A 17,283-nucleotide genomic window follows, 5' to 3' on the forward strand; every position below is an offset into this window, starting at 1 on the left:
AGAAACGGGTGCCGCTGCCCGATAGGCTTGGGGTCATGCCCACAGTTCTTGACCTCGAAGACGTGTCGGTCGTCCGTAACGGTAACCGCATCCTGAACGACATCAACTGGAAGGTCGAGGCTGACCAGCGCTGGGTGATCCTCGGGCCGAACGGCGCCGGCAAGACCACGCTGCTTCAGCTGGCCTCGGCGATGGTGCATCCGTCATCCGGTACCGCGCAGATCCTCGACTCCCGCATGGGCCGTGTCGACGTGTTCGAGCTGCGCCCTCGGGTCGGTTTCGCGTCGTCGGCGATGGCGAAACGCTTCCCGGCCGACGAGACCGTGCTGAACGTCGTGTTGACAGCCGCCTACTCGGTGACCGGCCGCTGGAACGAGCAGTACGACGAGATCGACCTGCGCCGCGCCCAGCGCGTGCTCGCCGAGTGGCGCCTCGATCACCTCGAAGAACGCCGCTTCGGCTCACTCAGTGACGGCGAGCAGAAGCGCGTGCAGATCGCCCGCTCGGTGATGACCGACCCCGAACTGCTGCTGCTCGACGAGCCCGCCGCCTCGCTCGACCTCGGCGCACGCGAAGAGCTGCTGCAACTGCTCGGTGGGTATGCCAGCGCGCCGTCAGCCCCCGCCATCGTCATGGTGACGCACCACGTCGAAGAGATTCCGCGCGGCTTCACCCACGTTCTGCTCATCTCGAAGGCGTCGGTCGTTGCGGCCGGCCCGCTTCAGGATGCGCTCACTGCAGAGAACCTCGAAGCGACGTTCGGCCTGCCCATCGTTCTCTCCGAGACCGATGGCCGTTATGCCGCACGGGCCGCCTCGGTCTGATAGACTCTTCAGCTGGCCCTCGAGCCATAAATTTTCATCACCGTTCTATTCAATTCCCACCGCATCACCAAGGAAGCCCTCATGAAGACCGAAACTCACCCCGACTACCTGCCCGTCGTGTTCCGCGACCTGGCCTCGGGCGCAACCTTCCTCACTCGTTCAACCGTGACGAGCCAGAAGACCATCGAGTGGCAAGACGGTAACACCTACCCCGTCATCGACGTCGAGATCTCGTCGGAGTCGCACCCGTTCTACACGGGCAAGCAGCGCATCCTCGACTCCGCCGGCCGCGTAGAGAAGTTCAACAGCCGCTACAAGGGTTTCGGCAAATAACCCCACTTTTCTAAGGAAGGGCGGGCAGCTTCGGCTGCTCGCCCTTCCTTTTTGCATGCCCGCCGTGTCAGTTTGCGCGCCCGGCGTGCGTCTCAGTTTGCGGGGGCCGCGGTGGCGTGGGCGGTCACCGTCTGGGGCGCGTGCAGGCGGCTGTCAATGTCGTGGGCCCAGGCGGTGATGCGGGCGAGGGTGTCGGTGCCACCGGAGGCAGAGCCGACGGTGACAAAAGCGTCGTCGCTCGCGATGATCACGGTGGCGGCGTAGCTCTCGGCGTCGGTCGTCGACGGGGTGGTACCCGTTGGAATCGGTTTGCCGACCACGGAGTAGATCGACTCCCGAGCGAAAGTGGACTTCGTGTAGGCGTCGGCGAAGTTCGCCTCGGCTGCGGGTCGGCCGCCTTCGGCTGCGGTCACGGCCGCGACCACGAAGTAGACGTTCGTGGTCTGTTCGGCGCCGGTCTGGTAGATGCACTGGTAGGCATCGAACGGGCGGCTGAACCCTCCACTGCCGAACAGTACCGGCGCGCCGCCCGAGGCTGCAGCCAGTTCGGGCAGGATCGTGTCGCCCATGATCTGGGCGCAGTTCTGCCGGGTCACCCACGCGAGCGCCGACGAGGTTGCCGAAGTGTCGGTTGCCGCAGGAGATGCCGCCGCGACCGACGATGACGACCCTCCGGCGCTAGCACTCGTATCTGAAGGCAGAGTGGCATCGGGAAGAGTCGAACATGCGACAGCGACCAGAACCGTGGCAGCCGCCAGCATCAGGGCCTTGGTCTTACGAACAGCAGAGCGACTCGGCACCGGCGACGACGACGTCATGACGTCGTCAGCCGAGGGGCCAGAGAGTACGCGCGGTGAAGGTGGGGTCTTTGGTGCGGCGCATGTACTCCTGAAAACTGGTGGCCTGGTCGGCGAACCACCCTGCCTGCGAGTGGTGCAGGTCGTGCTGGGAGACGTCGAGTTCGGCCGTGTAACGCAGCGCTAGTGCCTGGGCGACACGACCGGCGGCGATGGCGTCGGCGCCGGCATCGTGCGCGTCGAGCAGTTCGACCTCGTAGTGCAGGGCTGCGGCCTCGAGGGTGCGCTTTCCTTTGCGGTAGCGGTCGAGTGCCTTGTCGATGACCAGCGGGTCGACAACGGGGATGGGCTCCCGTAGGGGGGTGATGCCGTAGCGACGGGCCTCGCGGTCGAGCAGGGTGAGGTCGTAGGGCGCGTTGTAGATCACGATGGAGAGGCCCTGGTCGAGGGCGTCGGTGAGGGCATCCACAATCTCGGCGATGACGTCTGCTGCAACCCGGCCCTCGGCGACGGCACGCTCGGTGCTGACACCGTGAACGGCCGAGGCACCGGCGGGAATGGGTACCCCCGGGTTGGCGAGCCAGTCGAAGCGCGACTCACTCGTGCCCGTGTGGTCGATGATGCTCACGTTGGCGGTGACGACCCGGCTGGTCTCGACGTCGATGCCGGTGGTCTCGAGGTCGAACACCGCGAGCCGATGCGCCCACACGGGCCCGGCCGGAGCGGCGGACGTCAGAGAAACGACAGGATCGGCATCGCCGTGCAGCGGAACCGACGGCGCCTCTGGCCGATCGGTGAGCACGTGCCTGCCGTGCGGCAGCACCTCCTGCGGCTCGAGATCGAACAGTGTCACCGGGGTTTGCCGTACAGAAGTATCCACACAGCAAACTCTACGGCGAACCTCTGACGCCGGCTCGGAGCCCGCGCGCACAGGGGCCGCATGAGACCCGCACGAGCCCCGCAGACCCTAGTAGACGTCTGCCCCCGCCTGCCCGATGTGCAGCCAGTAGAAGCTCTGCGTACCGAGCGTCAGCGTCACGCTGCCGTCGTCGCCGATGGTGGGGAATTCTGCCCCACCGAACAGGTCGTTGAGGCGGCGGCCGGCGAACTCGGGCAACGAGAGGGTGACCGAAACGGGGTTGTGGGCAAAACTGAAGACGCAGAGAATGCGCTCGGGCGCGTCGCCCCACTGGGTGGATGACCCGGCATACGACCGCACGAACGACAGCACCGACTCGTGGTTGGTGGGCACCACCGCGAGCGAGCCGAGCCCGAAGGCCGGGTGCGCCTTTCGCACATGGATCACATTGCGCACCCAGTGCAGCATCGAGCGCGACTGCGCCAACTGCGACTCGACGTTGACCAGGGCGTAGTTGTAGACCAGCGACTGCACCACAGGCAGAAAGAGCTTGCCGGGGTCGGCGGTGGAGAATCCGGCGTTGCGGTCGGGGGTCCACTGCATGGGCGTGCGGGAGGAGTCGCGGTCGGGCAACCAGATGTTGTCGCCCATGCCGATCTCGTCGCCGTAGTACAGGAAGGGAGAGCCGGAGAGCGAGAAGAGCAGCGCGTGGGCGAGTTCGAGCTCGGCCCGCGAGTTGTCGAGCAGGGGAGCGAGGCGACGGCGAATACCGATGTTGGCGCGCATGCGCGGGTCGTAGGCGTACCAGCCGTACATGGCCTGTCGGTACTCCTCCGACACCATCTCGAGCGTCAGCTCGTCGTGGTTGCGAAGGAACACGCCCCAGCCGGCACCCTCGGGAATCTCGGTGACTTCGGAGAGCACCCGGATGAGCTCACCGGCTGTCTGCGAACGAAGCGAGTAGAAGATGCGGGGCATCACCGGGAAGTCGAACGCCATGTGGCACTCGGGCTCGTCTTCGCTGCCGAAGAACGCGGCGACCTCCCGCGGCCACTGGTTTGCTTCTGCGATCATGATGCGGCCGGGGTATTCGCGATCGACCATCTTGCGGAGCTTCGCCACGAACTCGTGCGTCTTCGGCTCGCCTTCTCCGTTGCCCTCCTCGCTCTCGTAGAGGTACGGGATGGCATCCAGCCTGAAACCGTCGACCCCGAGGTCGAGCCAGAATCGCACGATCTCGAACATGGCCTCGTGCACGGCCGGGTTCTCGTAGTTGAGGTCGGGCTGGTGCGAGAAGAAGCGGTGCCAGAAGAACTGGCGGCGAACGGGGTCGAACGACCAGTTCGACTCTTCGGTGTCGACAAAGATGATGCGGATGTCTTCGTACTTCTTGTCGGTGTCGCTCCACACGTAGAAGTCGCCGTAGGGCCCATCGGGGTCTGCCCGGGACTGCTGGAACCAGTCGTGAGCATCTGACGTGTGGTTCAGGGGCAGGTCGATGACGATGCGCATGTTGCGCTCGTGGGCCTTCGTGACGAGGTCGCGAAACTCGTCGATCGAGCCGAACTCGGGCAGAATCGCCCGGTAGTCGGAGATGTCGTAGCCGCCGTCGCGAAGGGGTGAGTCGAAGAACGGCGGCAGCCACAGCCCGTCGATTCCGAGCCATTGCAGATAGTCGAGTTTCGACACCAGCCCAGCGATGTCGCCCGACCCATCGCCGTTCGAATCGACGAACGACCTGATCATCACCTCATAGAACACCGAGCGGCGAAACCACTGGGGATCGAGGGTGAGACCGGGCAGCTGGATGGGTGCAGTAAAGCTCACGGGAGGCCTTCCTGGTGGCGGGATGAGGGCCGACGAGACCCGCTTTCTACGCTAGTGCAGCCACCCGTGAGTTCAGTTGTGAAACACGACGGGTCAGTACCAGCAGGCTTCCGGATGTTCGACCTAAACTTGACCGCGATGCTTCCCCCCTCGCCCTACGCCGCCCAGCTCGCTCTGATTCCGCTCACCCAGCGGAGCATCGAGGTCGCCGGCGGCACCACCGCGCTCTGGATCTACGGCCCCGCCGACGCCCACACCACCATCGTCATGGTGCACGGTTTTCGGGGTGACCACCACGGGCTCGAGCCCATCGTGGCCCAGCTGCCCGGCTACCGCGTGGTACTGCCCGATCTGCCGGGCTTCGGCGTCTCGACGCCGCTCGGGGTGGCGCATGACATCGACGGCTACTCAGCGTGGCTGACCGAGCTGGTGACGACGCTCACCGAGAGTGCGGGGGAGGCAGAGCCCCCGGTACAGAAGCCCGCCGGCCATCTCGTGATCCTCGGCCATTCGTTCGGTTCGATCATCGTGTCGGCGGCGGTGGCGAAGGGGCTCTCGGCCGACGCGGTCGTACTCGTGAACCCGATAGCCGCGCCTGCGCTGTCGGGCCCCCGGGGCATCCTGACCCGGCTGGCGGTGTTCTACTACAAGATGGGCGCGTGGCTGCCGACGAAACCCGGTTTCGCGTGGCTGCGCCTCGGTGCGGTGACCCGCATCATGAGCGAGACCATGGCGAAGACGAGAGACAAGGGGCTTCGCCGCTGGATCCACAGCCAGCACGACCAGTTCTTCGGCGCATTCTCGAACCGCGATGTGGTGCTCGAGGCGTTCGAGGCCTCGGTGAGCAACGACGTGTCCGAGTACGCGAAGAAGATCACCCTGCCCACCCTGCTCGTGGCCGCCGACCGCGACGACATCACGCCCGTGGCCGCCCAGGAGCGCCTCGTGACGCTGCTGCCGAATGCCGAACTCGTGGTGCTTCCGGGCGTGGGTCACCTTGTGCACTACGAGCGGCCGGCCGAGGCCGCCGCCGCCATCGAAGCGTTTCTGAAGAAGCAGGAGGCACTCCGGTGACCGCCGCTTCAGATTCGACCCCCAGAGGCTCAGGCACCCACGGCGCCCCCCTGAAGATCGTCTTCGACTGCCGCTACACCCGCGTCGGCCGACACGACGGCATCAGCCGGTACACCGCCGGCCTCGTCACCGCTCTCGCTGAGTTGCACCCCGTCACCATGTTGATCAGCGACGAGCGACAGCTCGAACTGCTGCCCGACCTGCCCTGGCAGCTCGCGAGCTCGCCGACGAGCCCGCTCGAGCTGTTCGTGGCGCGCCAGGTCAACCGGCTGAAGCCCGACGTGGTCTTCACCCCGATGCAGACCATGGGAACCTTCGGCCGCAAATACCCGCTCGCCCTCACCGTGCACGACCTCATCTACTACTCGAACCCCACGCCGCCGCGCGAGTTCGCCTGGCCGCTGCGCGCCCTCTGGCGCCTCTACCACCTCGCCTGGTGGCCCCAGCGGCTGCTGCTGAACCGGGCCGACGCCGTTGTCACCGTGTCGCACACCACCGAAGCGCTCGTCGCCGAGCACCACCTCACCTCGAAACCCGTCGTCGTCGTGAGCAACGCCGCCGACGTTCTCGACGCCGAGAGCCTGCCCACCGGCGCGAGCGGTGGCCCGGTCGCGCGCTCGAGCGCCAAATCGCTTGTCTACATGGGCTCGTTCATGCCCTACAAGAACGTCGAGACCCTCGTGCGGGCCCTGCCTCTGCTCGAGGGCTACGAGCTGCACCTCATGAGCTCCGTGCGTGATGACGACCGGGCTCGCCTTCAGGCGCTGGCTCCGGATGCCCGGCTCATCTTTCACGACGGCGCCTCCGACGCCGAGTACCTCGCCGCCCTCGACCACGCCACCGCCCTCGTCACGGCCTCCCTCGAAGAGGGCTTCGGCATTCCGCTCGTGGAGTCGATGGGGCGCGGCACCCCCGTCGTGGTGAGCGACATCGCGGTGTTCCGCGAGATCGGGGCCGACGCCGGGCTCTACTTCGAAGCGAAGAACCCGGCTGCGCTGGCCGCGGCCGTCAGGCGCCTCGAAGACCCGCAGGAGTGGCTCTCGCGCTCGCTCGCCTCCCGGCGGCAGGCGAAGAAGTTCAGCTGGGCGGCGTCAGCGACGGCTCTTCTGGCGCTGCTCGAAGGGCTAGCTGGTTCACCGGCTCGCCGTTGAACTCGTCGAGCCTCAGCACGCCATCGATGTAACTGAAGTAGTGCACCGAACCGTTCGGAATGCGTTCGTCTTCGCGTGGGCGACCGCCGTCGGTGGCGTAGCGCACGAGGGAGCTGATGACGCCGCCGTGGCAGACGACGATGAGCTGCTGGCCCGGGCGGGCCTCTGCCGCCTCGATGAGCGCCACGTGAACCCGCTCCCGCACCTGGCGGTGGGTCTCGCGGCCGGGAACGTGCGACTGGCCGGGAAACCGTTCGTGCAGTTCTTCGAAGTCGAGCCCCTCTGCCTCGCCGTAACGCCGCTCGACGAGGCCGGCGACGGGCTGGGGTGACGGCAGGCTGAGTGACGTGGCAATGATCTGGGCCGTCTCACGGGCCCGGCCGAGCGGGCTCGTGAGTACAGCATCCCAGTCGCCGCCGGCAAGAAAACTCGCGGTGTCGAGGGCCTGCGCGCGGCCCGTGGCGTTCAACGGAATGTCGGTGCTGCCCTGGATGCGTTTCTGAAGGTTCCAGTCGGTCTGGCCGTGCCGAACGAGCGCGAGGTACGTCATGGTCGGTTCGGGCCCTTCACGTCAGACGATGAGCCGTGCGGCGAGGGCCGCGAGCGTCTCCGATGTTCCTGTGTCGAGCTTAACAGTTGCGCGCGAATCGCCCTTGGTGATGCCCCGATTGATGATGATCACCGGCAAGCGTCGACGCCGAGCCTGCTCGAGCAGACGAATTCCCGAGTTGACCACCAACGACGACCCCGCAATGATCAGGGCACCGGATGCCCGAACCAGGTCGCTCGCCTCGCTGAAGCGCTCTTTCGGAATGAACTCACCGAAGAACACCACATCGGGCTTCAACACGCCGCCGCACACTGAGCACTCGGGAACCACGAACTCCGCCCAGTTCAGAACCTCGGCGTCTCCGTCGGGGTTCACTGTCACGGCGTCAGGCTCTGTGATCCACGGATTCGCTTTGTCGATCTGCTCGGCAAGGGCGTCGCGGGCGAACATCTGGCCGCAGCGCAGGCACCGCACCCTGTCCATCGAGCCGTGCAGGTCGACCACGCGATTCGAACCGGCGCGCACGTGCAGGCCGTCGACGTTCTGCGTGATGACCCCGTTGATGACCCCGGCGGCCTCGAGCTCGGCCAGTGTCACATGGCCGCTGTTCGGCGATGCCGCGGCAAAGAGCTTGTAACCGAGGTGGCTGCCGGCCCAGTAGCGCTTTCGGTAGTCGGCACTCGAACTGAACTGGTCGAACGTCATCGGGTTGCGTTTGGGCGCACCTTCGCCGCGGTAGTCGGGGATACCCGAGTCTGTGCTGACGCCGGCACCGGTGAGCACAACCGTGCTTTTGCCGCGAAGAATATCGGCCACCTCGTCGATCGCCGTCAGGGAGAGAACGCTGTCAGACACGGCACACCTCCTCAGTCACAATCGACACTTCTGACCTTGAGTCTAGAAGGCCCAGTTTTCCGTTTTGTTTCGTCGCACTGGCAGAGTGGTGTTTTGTGCCCGTCATACCCCTCACCGATCTCGCCGATTCGCTTCTGGCCAGCCCTCTGCTCGCCGACTACCGAGGTCTCACCGATGTCGCCCTGCGGCGGGTCAGCGAACCCGAGGGTGGGCTCTACATCGCCGAGTCGGCGAAAGTCATCGAGCGGGCGCTCGGGGCGGGGCATCAGCCGCGATCGGTACTCTGCGAGGCGAAGTGGGTGGCGGGCATCCAGAGCCTGGTCGCGCCAGACGTGCCCATTTTCGTCGGTAGCTCTGAGCTGCTCGAGAGCCTCACGGGCTTCAACCTGCACCGCGGAGCTCTGGCCTCGATGCACCGGCCAGAGCTGCCCTCGGTCGAATCGCTGGTTCGGGATGCCCGGCGGGTCGTGATTCTCGAAGACATCGTCGACCACACCAACGTCGGCGCCATCTTTCGTTCGGTGGCGGGGCTCGGGGCCGACGCGGTGCTCATCACGCCGAGGTGCGCCGACCCGCTGTACCGGCGCAGCGTTCGGGTCTCGATGGGAACCGTGCTGCAGGTGCCGTGGAGCAGGCTGCCCGAATGGAGCGAAGCCGCGCCGCTTCTGCACGGGCTGGGGTTCACGATCGCGGCGCTGGCGCTCAGCGACGACGCGGTGACGCTCGACGCGTTCGCGGCCGACCCGCCCGAGCGCATCGCGCTGGTCATGGGCACCGAGGGCGACGGGCTGAGCAGGGCAGCGCTCGAGGTCGCCGACACGGTGGTGACGATCCCGATGCTGCATGGGGTCGACTCGCTGAACGTGGCGTCGGCGACCGCCGTGGCGCTCTGGTCGCTGCGGGTCTGAGCTGGCGCATTCGACTGCAGATGCGGGAAGCGGGCCCGGTCGAGTTCACCGCGACGCGGGCGCCGTCAGGTGAGGTCGGGGGAGTGCGCGCCGATCGGGATGGCGTCGGGCCGCTTCGGCGACACGCCGTCGCCCGATGACTGGTGGCGAACACGGCGCAGAACCCACGGCACGAAGAACTGGCGCGCCCAGACGAGGTCTTCGCTCCGGGCCTGGCGCCAGCTGGAGGCCGGAAGCGGTTCGGGCTTGTTCGGCTGCAGGTCGTTCGGCACATTCAGTGCGGCGAGCACGAGCCGCGCGACCTCGTGGTGGCCCAGCGCGTTCAGGTGCAGGCGGTCGGGGGCCCACATGCGGGCATCCTGAATCGCAGAGAGCCCCCACTGATCGGCCACGATGCAGTCGTAACGGGCGGCGATGGCGCGGATGTTCTCGTTGTAGATGGCCACTTTGCCGCGGATGCCGCGGAACACGGGGGAGAAGCCCACGTCGGTTCCGGTGAACATGACGATGGTCGCGCCGTCGCGTTTCAGCTCGGCGATGCCGGCGTCGAACTGGGCGGCGATGACATCGGGGTCGGTGCCGGGGCGGATGACGTCGTTGCCGCCGGCCGAGATCGTGATGAGGTCGGGCTTCAGGGCGAGCGCCGGCTCGACCTGCTCGTCGAGGATCTGGCGAATGAGCCGCCCCCGAATGGCGAAGTTGGCGTATGCGAAGTCGCCGTCGGCCTGGGCACTCAGCACCTCGGCGACACGGTCGGCCCAGCCGCGATGGCCGCCGGGGCTCGCGGGCTCAGGGTCGCCGATTCCCTCGGTGAACGAGTCACCGAGGGCGACATATCGACGCCACGGGTGAGATTCGGTCATGGCTGACGCTCCTTCGAAATCGCTTCCCTTTCAGCCTAGTCACGGTCGCGCGGGGGTCAGCCCCCTGCGTCCGTGGCACCCGTGGCCGCACTCAGGTGCCTGCAGCGAGGCGCGCGACGGCGTCCCGCCAGAGGTGCATGCCGAAATAGCTGCGCCACGGGGCGACTCTCTCGGCGAACCGCACGAGTTCTCGACGTTCGCCCGGGAGCCCGAGCTCGGCCGCGCCCGCGCGGAGCGCGAGGTCGCCGTCGAGCAGTACATCCGGCGCGCCGAGCACCCGCATCGCAACGTACCCGGCCGTCCACGGCCCGATGCCGGGCATCGCCACGAGCCGCTCGGTCAGTTCGGTCTGCGTGAGCGTCACGTCTGTTGGGCTTGCGTCAATGACAAGCCGCCCCTCGGCCAACGCCTCCGCCACCTCGAGAATCGTCTGCACCCGACGCGGCGGCCCCCGCAGTTCAGCCGCCCCGCCCGCCGCGAACTGTTCGGCCGTGGGGAAGAACCGCCACACCCCTGGCGCGAGCTGCCCCGCATCGACGCTGGGTTCGTCACCGACGCTGGGCGTACCACCGAGGGTGAGCTCGTCGCCGAGCGCCGCGGCGAGGCGACCCTGCACGGTTCGCGCCGCTGTGACCGAGACCTGCTGACCAATGAGGGTGCGAAAGAGAGTTTCATGGGCATCCACCGAGCCGGGCACTCGTATGCCCGGGGCAGCCGCAAGGGAGCCTCGAAGTTCTGCCACCCGACCGAGCACCCCATCGATGGCCTGAGCGTCGGCCTGCACGTCGAACAGCCCGGCGAGACGCACCTCGGCTTCTGCCGCATCGGCACCGTGCTCGAGCCAGAGCGTGCACTCGATGCCGGCGGGACTCACGGGCCCGGCTGGCTCGGCGCTCGGCGAGGGCGCTGCCAGCCGAACGGCCACGACTGCGCGGCCCTGGGGGAGCCTCAGGGTGCGCCGGTACGTGCCCGCCGAGTGGGTTTCGACCCCTTTCACGGCGTGCACCGCCAGAAACCGCATCACGCCGGCGCCGTCGAACGGCTGGCGCGCCGGCAGCGTCAGGTCGACGCGGCTCCACGCCGCTGTATCGCTCATGCACCCATTCTGGTCGGCGCAGACGACACGGGTGGGTACCCTGGACTTCGTCTTCACCATGGGCGCGCTGGTGTGCAGCTAACGGGCCCACGACTGCTGCTCGGCTGCCCATCGTCGTTATCAGACGTCGACGGCTCGGGGTCATCGAACCAGACGACCACAGAATCCCACTCGAACACGCTGGCTCCCGCGGCAGGCTCTTGGCCCACAACCGTCAGGTTCTTCTTCCACGCCAAAGCAGACACCGGCGGGCCATCGGCGTCAGGCTGCGCCAACGCCACGCTCGCGCTGAACGCGACCAGCCGGGCATCCTCGAACGCCAGGCCGACGACATCCGGTACGACCACTCGAGGACCCCGTCGCGTAACCACACCTGAACCCTAGGTGATCACGCTTCCTAGCCCGTGACCCGACGCTAACCGATCGGCCCGCGTTCCGCGACAGCCAGGCGCGAGCGACGTCTCTGGCGCACGTTCTGTCGTCATGTTGTCCAGAAAAACGGCCCTCGACGACGGCGGTGAGACCTGGCTGTGGCCCTCGGTGACGCCCCGGTAGCTCGAAGACCCGGCTGATCACACGCCAGCGCGCGCGGCTTGGGCGCGTCTCGCGGCGAGCGGGTAAAGTCTTGGTCAGTGACTACTCTGCCTCTCTCCTCCGGACACCCTGTCGGAACCTCTGCGGCCGAGCACCTCTCTCCGTCGTTTCCCGAGCGCGCAGCGTGGGGTACCGCCGGAAAACTGCGTGCCTGGCAGTCGGAGGCCCTCACCGCCTACTTCGAACACGAGCCGCGCGACTTTCTCGCCGCCGCAACGCCGGGCGCCGGCAAGACCACGTTTGCACTCCGTCTTGCGGCCGAACTTCTCGCCCGCAAGACCATCGACCGCGTGACAGTTGTCGCGCCCACCGAGCACCTGAAGAAACAGTGGGCTGACGCGGCGCATCGGGCGGGCATCCGGCTCGACCCCATGTTCAAGAACGCGCACGGCACCCACGGTCGGCACTATCACGGCGCCGTCGTGACCTATGCCCAGGTCGCCACGCGCGCCGAGGTGCACCGCGACCTCACGCTGAGCGGCCGCACGCTGGTCATCCTCGACGAGGTGCACCACGGCGGCGACGCGCTCAGCTGGGGCGACGCCATTCGCGAGGCTTTCGCGCCCGCCACGAGGCGCTTGTCGCTCACAGGCACGCCGTTTCGCTCTGACACCGCGCCCATTCCCTTCGTGAGCTACCTGCCCGACGAGCATGGCATCCGCACCTCGCAGACCGATTACAACTACGGCTACGGCCGCGCGCTGGCCGACGGCGTCGTGCGCCCGGTGCTCTTCATGGTCTACGCCGGGCACATGCGCTGGCGCGACGGTGCGGGTGAAGAGATGGAAGCCCGCCTCGGCGAGGGCAACACCAAAGACATCACGTCGCAGGCCTGGCGCACGGCGCTCGACCCCAAGGGCGAGTGGATTCCTTCCGTTCTGAAGGCCGCCGACCGACGTCTCACCGAAGTGCGGCAGTCGGTTCCGGATGCGGGTGGCCTCGTCATCGCGACCGACCACTACACCGCGCGGGCGTACGCCGAGCTGCTCGAGACTCTGTCAGGCCAGCCCGTCACCGTTGTGCTCTCTGACGAGAAGGAGGCCAGCGACCGCATCGAAGAGTTCTCGAACTCGACCAGGCGCTGGATGGTCGCCGTGCGCATGGTGTCTGAAGGCGTCGACATTCCGCGACTCTCGGTGGGCGTCTACGCCACCTCTGCCGCCACCCCGCTCTACTTCGCCCAGGCCATCGGCCGCTTCGTGCGCGCCCGTCGCCGCGGCGAACTCGCCTCCATCTTCCTGCCGAACGTGCCGTCGCTGATGGCGCTGGCCAGCGCGATGGAACTCGAACGAGACCATGCCCTCGACCGCCGTGAGACCGGCGACCCCGAGATCGATATGTTCGCGCCAGAAGAAGACATGATGGACGCGGCGAACCGCCAGGAGAAGGCCTCCGAAGCGCTACAGCAGGAGTTCAGCTTCGAACCGCTCTCCTCCCACGCCACCTTCGACCGGGTCATGTTCGAGGGCGACGAGTTCGGCGAAGAGGCCATCGGCGGCAGCGACGAGGAGCTCGACTTCATCGGTATTCCCGGCCTGCTCGAACCCGACCAGGTGCGGGAACTGCTGCAGCACCGGCAAGCCCGCCAGGCCAAACGCAAGACCGAGCCGGGCTACCAGGCGCCCGTCGTCGAGACTCCGGATGCCGCACCGGCCGCTCCGCTTTACCGAACCCTCAAGGAGCAGCGCTCCCTCTTGAACACCGTGGTGGGCATCTGGTCGAAGACAGCGGGTGAACCCCACGGGCTCATCCACGCCGAACTCCGCCGTGTCTGCGGGGGGCCTGCCGTCGCACAGGCCTCTGTCACCCAGCTGCAGGCCCGCATCGCCCTGGTACGCAAATGGATGGGCAGCCACTGATGCACGACTCACGAAAGGTCACACAATGAAGTACCTGAAACTCGGCTCAAGCGGTCTCGAGGTCTCGGCCATCACGCTCGGCTGCATGAGCTACGGCACCGCGGAGCGGGGCAACCACGACTGGACCCTCGATGAGGAGACCAGCCGCCCGTTCATCCGGAAGGCCCTCGAAATGGGTATCACCACGTTCGACACGGCGAACGTCTATTCTGACGGCACCAGTGAAGAGTTCGTGGGCCGCGCGCTGGCCGACTTCGCCTCGCGCGAAGACGTCGTCATCGCCACCAAGGTGCACGGCACGATGCGCCCCGGGCCGAATGGCGGCGGGCTCTCACGCGTGCACATCATGAACCAGATCGACGCGAGCCTGAAGCGCCTCGGCACCGACTATGTCGACCTCTACCAGATCCACCGGTGGGACGACACGGTGCCGATCGAGGAGACCATGGAGGCGCTGCACGACATCGTGAAGGCCGGCAAGGCGCGCTACATCGGTGCCTCGTCGATGTTCGCCTGGCAGTTCGCGAAGGCCCAGTACACCGCCGACCTCGGCGGCTTCACGCGTTTCGTGTCGATGCAAGACCACTACAACCTCATCCAGCGCGAAGAAGAACGCGAGATGCACCCGTTCTGCCTCGACCAGGGCGTGGGCGTTCTGCCGTGGAGCCCCCTGGCCCGCGGCCGCCTCACCCGCCCCTGGGGCGAGTCGAGCACGCGCGACGACACCGACAACGTGAGCGCACGCGTCTACGCCGGCACCGAAGACGTCGACCACCAGATCGCGGATGCCGTCGGTACCGTCGCCCTGAACCGCGGCATCTCCCGGGCCCAGGTGGCCTTGGCCTGGGTGCGGCAGCAGCCCGCCGTGACCTCGCCCATCGTCGGTGCCACCAAGCAGCAGCACCTCGACGACGCCGTGGCCTCGGTCGACCTCACCCTCAGCGCCGACGAACTCGCCGCTCTCGAGGCGCCCTACACCCCGCACGAGCCCACCGGCTTCTGAGCCGGCGGCGCCACTACAGGAGGCGCTCGGCCGTCTCACGCTCAGGGGAGAGCGGCACGTAGTGCTTCTGCACCGACGGGTTCTCGTCACGTGACGCCGCGGCTGACGGCGTTGCAACTGCCACCACCACCTCGAGGCGCTGCACCATCGGGGGAGCAGTGGGCGTCAGCTCGACGCGGCACTCGAGACTGCCGCTTCGGCCCCGGATGCTCCACGCGAGGTGGGCGGGCGACACGCTCCACAGCATCCGTTGCTCGAGCCCCTGCGTCTCGGCGTCGCCCGCCAGACCACCGATCTCGGCGATGCTCGCCGCAAGCCGCGCGTCGCGCACCTCAGACGGCACATCGCTCAGCAGGTTTCGGCTGAAGATCACCCCGGGCCCTGTTGCGGCATCGGCCATGCGGCCCGAGCCCCGAAGGGCGGCGTCGATGGCCGCGGCGGCGTGCAGGGTTTCGGGCCAAAGGGTGATCTGCTGCGCGGGAACGTCGAGAGACTCCAGAACGAAGCGCAGCATCGCGGCAGCCGCAGCCGACGGCTTCGCACCGTTCGCGTTGGCGAAGACGACGACCCCGAGGCCGGATTCTGTGTGCCAGCGCATGTTCGACGACCATCCGGGAAGCCCGCCCGAGTGCTGCGCAATCACGCCGAAACGCCGATCGTGCTCGATGTTCAGCCCCAGCCCGTACCCCGCGCCCTCGATGTGCTCGCCGTGCGGGCGGTCGACCGGGGCCGGGGTGGCGGTATGAGCGCGCTGCATGCGCCGACGCGACGCCCGCGAGAGAATGTTGTCACGATTCGTGAGAGCGCCCGGCGTGTCGAACGCGCTCGAGAGCCACGCGCTCCAGCGCGCGATGTCGCCGACGGTGCTGAACATGCTCGCCGCGCAGCCACCGATGCCCGTGCCGACCACGGGGCGCTCGTTCCAGGTGACGCCCTCGTCGAACGTCGAGTAGCCGTGGGCGAGAAAGGGGGCGTTCTCGCCTGAGGGATAGGCATCGGCGTCGTAGTGGGTGTCGTTCAGTCCGAGCGGGGTCAGCAGGGCATCCCGGGCGAACTCGGCGAACGGCTGGCCGGTGACGTTCTCGACGACCACCCCGAGCATCCAGAACCCGATGTTCGAATACTGGTACCCGTCACCCGGTACTCCCGCGAAGCGAAGCCCTTCGGCCACGATGGCGACGAAGTCATCGCGGCTGAGGGCGAGCTCGTCGTCGGCCCAGCCGTTGTCTTCGGGCAGGCCCGATGCGTTGCTGAGCAGCATCTCGAGGGTCACGGGCAGCGGCGCGCCGAACCGGTCGACGGGGTCGGCGAATTCGGGCAGATGGATGCCCACCCTGTCACTGAGGCTCAGCAGCCCCTGTTCTTCGAGTACCAGTATCGCCGCGGCCAGAAAGCTCTTCGACATCGACGCGATGCGGTACACCGTGTCGGCACCGGGCGCACGCCTATGCCCGTCTAGCTGGAACTCGCCCCGCCCGTGAGCGAACAGCACTCCCGAGCGGTCGAAGACCGCGTAGTTCACCGAAGGGGCGACCACGCTGCCGTCGTCGAACCACGTGGCGAGCCGACTCTGAACGGAACGGGGCAGCTCGCTCACGACACGCGGTCGATGATCACCACGGGAATGTCGCGGTCGGTCTTCACCTGGTACTCGGCGTAGTCGGGATAGATCTCGACCATCTTCTGCCACAGCGCCGGCTTCTCGTCGGCGGTCGCCGTGCGGGCGACACCGTGAAAACGTTCAGCCTTGACCTGCAGGTACACCTCGGGGTTCTCGACGAGATTGAGGTACCACACCGGATGCTTCGGAGCCCCACCGAGCGAGGCGACGATAATCTGGCGGCCGTCGTCTTCGCCATGGATGAGTGCCGTGCGGCGCCACACGCCCGATTTACGGCCCTTGGTGGTGAGCAGCAGCAGGGGAGCGCCGTTCGCGAAGACCGGCTTCTCGCCGTCGGTCGCGAGATATTCGACGATCTGTTCTCTCACCCACTCGGCGTCGTTGTCGAGGGGGTTCTCTGGGCTGGTGCCGGCTTCGTCTGTCATGACTCCAGCTTAAACAAAGAACCCCCCGGCGTTGCCGCCGAGGGGTTCTTCACTCAAAATATCTAATCCATGAAGCCCAACCGAGCTTCAAGAAGGATTAAAGCGAACGGATGTTCTCCGCCTGCGGGCCCTTCGGGCCCTGAGTCACGTCGAACTCCACGCGCTGGTTCTCGTCGAGCGACTTGTAGCCGTTCGAAGCGATAGCCGAGTAGTGCGCGAACACGTCGGGGCTGCCATCTTCGGGAGCGATGAAGCCGAAGCCTTTTTCAGCGTTAAACCATTTAACGGTACCAATTGCCATTTTAAAACTCCTCCAGGAGCGTTCTATTTAGCCCCGACTGCCGGGACCTGATAGCGCGGTGCCTGTCATCCATCATTCAAGCGCAATGGGCAACGGGGCTTGGCCGCGAGCGTTCAGAACTGCGAGGCACAGCAACTTCAGATAACACTGTACCCCAGCAATGGGCAAAAGAAGAACGGGACCCGGCATTCTCTGCCAGATCCCGTTCTTTTTTTCTGCTTTTGTTCTTTTCACTGTCTCAACCAGTGTGTCCGAAAGGGGACTTGAACCCCTACGCCCATAACAGGCACTAGCACCTCAAGCTAGCGCGTCTACCATTTCCGCCACCCGGACAGGTGTGAGC

The 17,283-nt window shown here is 66.7% G+C and carries 18 protein-coding genes and 1 tRNA gene; 7 read left to right on the forward strand and 12 right to left on the reverse strand.

Features of this window, described 5'->3' with window-relative positions; genetic code table 11:
* Positions 1-35 precede the first annotated feature (35 nt).
* Complete coding sequence (locus tag QN358_RS00550) at positions 36-824, forward strand: ABC transporter ATP-binding protein (RefSeq protein ID WP_136640474.1); 789 nt, start codon at positions 36-38, stop codon at positions 822-824.
* 81 nt (positions 825-905) lie between these two features.
* Positions 906-1,157 (forward strand): type B 50S ribosomal protein L31, encoded by a 252-nt coding sequence (locus tag QN358_RS00555; protein ID WP_136640473.1) that lies wholly within the window; start codon positions 906-908, stop codon positions 1,155-1,157.
* 92 nt (positions 1,158-1,249) lie between these two features.
* On the opposite strand, the gene QN358_RS00560 is transcribed toward QN358_RS00555, so the two are convergent.
* The 3 genes from QN358_RS00560 to treS all read right to left on the reverse strand — a co-directional run bounded on the left by QN358_RS00560 (position 1,250) and on the right by treS (position 4,640).
* A complete protein-coding gene (locus QN358_RS00560) occupies positions 1,250-1,975 on the reverse strand; it encodes a hypothetical protein (protein WP_323511141.1) in 726 nt (241 codons plus the stop codon).
* Positions 1,976-1,982: 7 nt separating this feature from the next.
* Complete coding sequence (locus QN358_RS00565) at positions 1,983-2,807, reverse strand: exonuclease domain-containing protein (RefSeq protein ID WP_323511143.1); 825 nt, start codon at positions 2,805-2,807, stop codon at positions 1,983-1,985.
* Positions 2,808-2,921: 114 nt separating this feature from the next.
* Positions 2,922-4,640, reverse strand: coding sequence for a maltose alpha-D-glucosyltransferase (gene treS / locus QN358_RS00570; protein WP_323511145.1), 1,719 nt, complete (start codon positions 4,638-4,640; stop codon positions 2,922-2,924).
* A gap of 138 nt (positions 4,641-4,778) precedes the next feature.
* Here treS and QN358_RS00575 point away from each other — a divergent pair, with 138 nt between their 5' ends.
* Entirely contained in the window at positions 4,779-5,714 is a 936-nt protein-coding gene (locus tag QN358_RS00575; protein ID WP_323511312.1) for an alpha/beta hydrolase, read from the forward strand.
* A gap of 50 nt (positions 5,715-5,764) precedes the next feature.
* Positions 5,765-6,865: a glycosyltransferase family 1 protein gene (locus QN358_RS00580; protein WP_323511314.1), complete on the forward strand. Its 1,101-nt coding sequence runs from the start codon at positions 5,765-5,767 to the stop codon at positions 6,863-6,865.
* On the opposite strand, the gene QN358_RS00585 is transcribed toward QN358_RS00580, so the two are convergent.
* Positions 6,792-7,415 carry a histidine phosphatase family protein gene (locus QN358_RS00585; protein WP_136640470.1) on the reverse strand — a complete coding sequence of 208 codons (624 nt, stop codon included), beginning with the start codon at positions 7,413-7,415 and terminating at the stop codon, positions 6,792-6,794. The two genes, QN358_RS00580 and QN358_RS00585, sit on opposite strands and share 74 nt — an antisense overlap.
* Before the next feature lie 21 nt (positions 7,416-7,436).
* The gene (locus QN358_RS00590; protein ID WP_136640469.1) at positions 7,437-8,270 is read right to left on the reverse strand and encodes a Sir2 family NAD-dependent protein deacetylase; all 834 of its coding nucleotides are present in this window, start codon (positions 8,268-8,270) and stop codon (positions 7,437-7,439) included.
* 95 nt (positions 8,271-8,365) lie between these two features.
* On the opposite strand from QN358_RS00590, the gene QN358_RS00595 reads away from it, so the two are divergent.
* Positions 8,366-9,178, forward strand: coding sequence for a TrmH family RNA methyltransferase (locus QN358_RS00595; protein WP_136640468.1), 813 nt, complete (start codon positions 8,366-8,368; stop codon positions 9,176-9,178).
* A 65-nt stretch (positions 9,179-9,243) separates the two neighbouring features.
* Here QN358_RS00595 and QN358_RS00600 read toward each other — a convergent pair whose 3' ends face one another.
* The 3 genes from QN358_RS00600 to QN358_RS00610 all read right to left on the reverse strand — a co-directional run bounded on the left by QN358_RS00600 (position 9,244) and on the right by QN358_RS00610 (position 11,508).
* A complete protein-coding gene (locus QN358_RS00600; RefSeq protein WP_323511147.1) occupies positions 9,244-10,041 on the reverse strand; it encodes an SGNH/GDSL hydrolase family protein in 798 nt (265 codons plus the stop codon).
* A 91-nt stretch (positions 10,042-10,132) separates the two neighbouring features.
* Positions 10,133-11,137 (reverse strand): DNA-3-methyladenine glycosylase family protein, encoded by a 1,005-nt coding sequence (locus tag QN358_RS00605; protein ID WP_323511149.1) that lies wholly within the window; start codon positions 11,135-11,137, stop codon positions 10,133-10,135.
* 53 nt (positions 11,138-11,190) lie between these two features.
* Complete coding sequence (locus QN358_RS00610) at positions 11,191-11,508, reverse strand: hypothetical protein (RefSeq protein ID WP_323511151.1); 318 nt, start codon at positions 11,506-11,508, stop codon at positions 11,191-11,193.
* Positions 11,509-11,769: 261 nt separating this feature from the next.
* On the opposite strand from QN358_RS00610, the gene QN358_RS00615 reads away from it, so the two are divergent.
* Positions 11,770-13,590: a DEAD/DEAH box helicase gene (locus QN358_RS00615; protein WP_323511153.1), complete on the forward strand. Its 1,821-nt coding sequence runs from the start codon at positions 11,770-11,772 to the stop codon at positions 13,588-13,590.
* Positions 13,591-13,615: 25 nt separating this feature from the next.
* The gene (locus QN358_RS00620) at positions 13,616-14,593 is read left to right on the forward strand and encodes an aldo/keto reductase (protein WP_136640463.1); all 978 of its coding nucleotides are present in this window, start codon (positions 13,616-13,618) and stop codon (positions 14,591-14,593) included.
* Positions 14,594-14,606: 13 nt separating this feature from the next.
* Here QN358_RS00620 and QN358_RS00625 read toward each other — a convergent pair whose 3' ends face one another.
* The 4 genes from QN358_RS00625 to QN358_RS00640 all read right to left on the reverse strand — a co-directional run bounded on the left by QN358_RS00625 (position 14,607) and on the right by QN358_RS00640 (position 17,273).
* Complete coding sequence (locus tag QN358_RS00625) at positions 14,607-16,190, reverse strand: serine hydrolase domain-containing protein (RefSeq protein ID WP_161580313.1); 1,584 nt, start codon at positions 16,188-16,190, stop codon at positions 14,607-14,609.
* Positions 16,187-16,639, reverse strand: coding sequence for a nitroreductase family deazaflavin-dependent oxidoreductase (locus QN358_RS00630; RefSeq protein WP_136640461.1), 453 nt, complete (start codon positions 16,637-16,639; stop codon positions 16,187-16,189). Before QN358_RS00630 ends, QN358_RS00625 begins: the two co-directional genes overlap by 4 nt.
* Positions 16,640-16,736: 97 nt before the next feature.
* Positions 16,737-16,940 carry a cold-shock protein gene (locus tag QN358_RS00635; protein ID WP_104243768.1) on the reverse strand — a complete coding sequence of 68 codons (204 nt, stop codon included), beginning with the start codon at positions 16,938-16,940 and terminating at the stop codon, positions 16,737-16,739.
* Positions 16,941-17,188: 248 nt separating this feature from the next.
* Positions 17,189-17,273: transfer RNA gene (locus QN358_RS00640), tRNA-Leu, on the reverse strand.
* Positions 17,274-17,283: the final 10 nt, after the last annotated feature.

It is taken from the genome of Subtercola sp. RTI3, from assembly GCF_035018625.1.
Taxonomy (GTDB): domain Bacteria; phylum Actinomycetota; class Actinomycetes; order Actinomycetales; family Microbacteriaceae; genus Subtercola; species Subtercola vilae.

Excerpts from the sequence above, each read along its gene's own strand:
- QN358_RS00560 (WP_323511141.1), bottom strand. The coding sequence starts at position 1,975 with ATGACGTCGTCGTCGCCGGTGCCGAGTCGCTCTGCTGTTCGTAAGACC.
- QN358_RS00575 (WP_323511312.1), top strand. The coding sequence starts at position 4,779 with ATGCTTCCCCCCTCGCCCTACGCCGCCCAGCTCGCTCTGATTCCGCTC.
- QN358_RS00620 (WP_136640463.1), top strand. The coding sequence starts at position 13,616 with ATGAAGTACCTGAAACTCGGCTCAAGCGGTCTCGAGGTCTCGGCCATC.
- QN358_RS00550 (WP_136640474.1), top strand. The coding sequence starts at position 36 with ATGCCCACAGTTCTTGACCTCGAAGACGTGTCGGTCGTCCGTAACGGT.
- QN358_RS00605 (WP_323511149.1), bottom strand. The coding sequence starts at position 11,137 with ATGAGCGATACAGCGGCGTGGAGCCGCGTCGACCTGACGCTGCCGGCG.
- QN358_RS00630 (WP_136640461.1), bottom strand. The coding sequence starts at position 16,639 with ATGACAGACGAAGCCGGCACCAGCCCAGAGAACCCCCTCGACAACGAC.
- QN358_RS00600 (WP_323511147.1), bottom strand. The coding sequence starts at position 10,041 with ATGACCGAATCTCACCCGTGGCGTCGATATGTCGCCCTCGGTGACTCG.
- QN358_RS00555 (WP_136640473.1), top strand. The coding sequence starts at position 906 with ATGAAGACCGAAACTCACCCCGACTACCTGCCCGTCGTGTTCCGCGAC.
- QN358_RS00635 (WP_104243768.1), bottom strand. The coding sequence starts at position 16,940 with ATGGCAATTGGTACCGTTAAATGGTTTAACGCTGAAAAAGGCTTCGGC.
- QN358_RS00585 (WP_136640470.1), bottom strand. The coding sequence starts at position 7,415 with ATGACGTACCTCGCGCTCGTTCGGCACGGCCAGACCGACTGGAACCTT.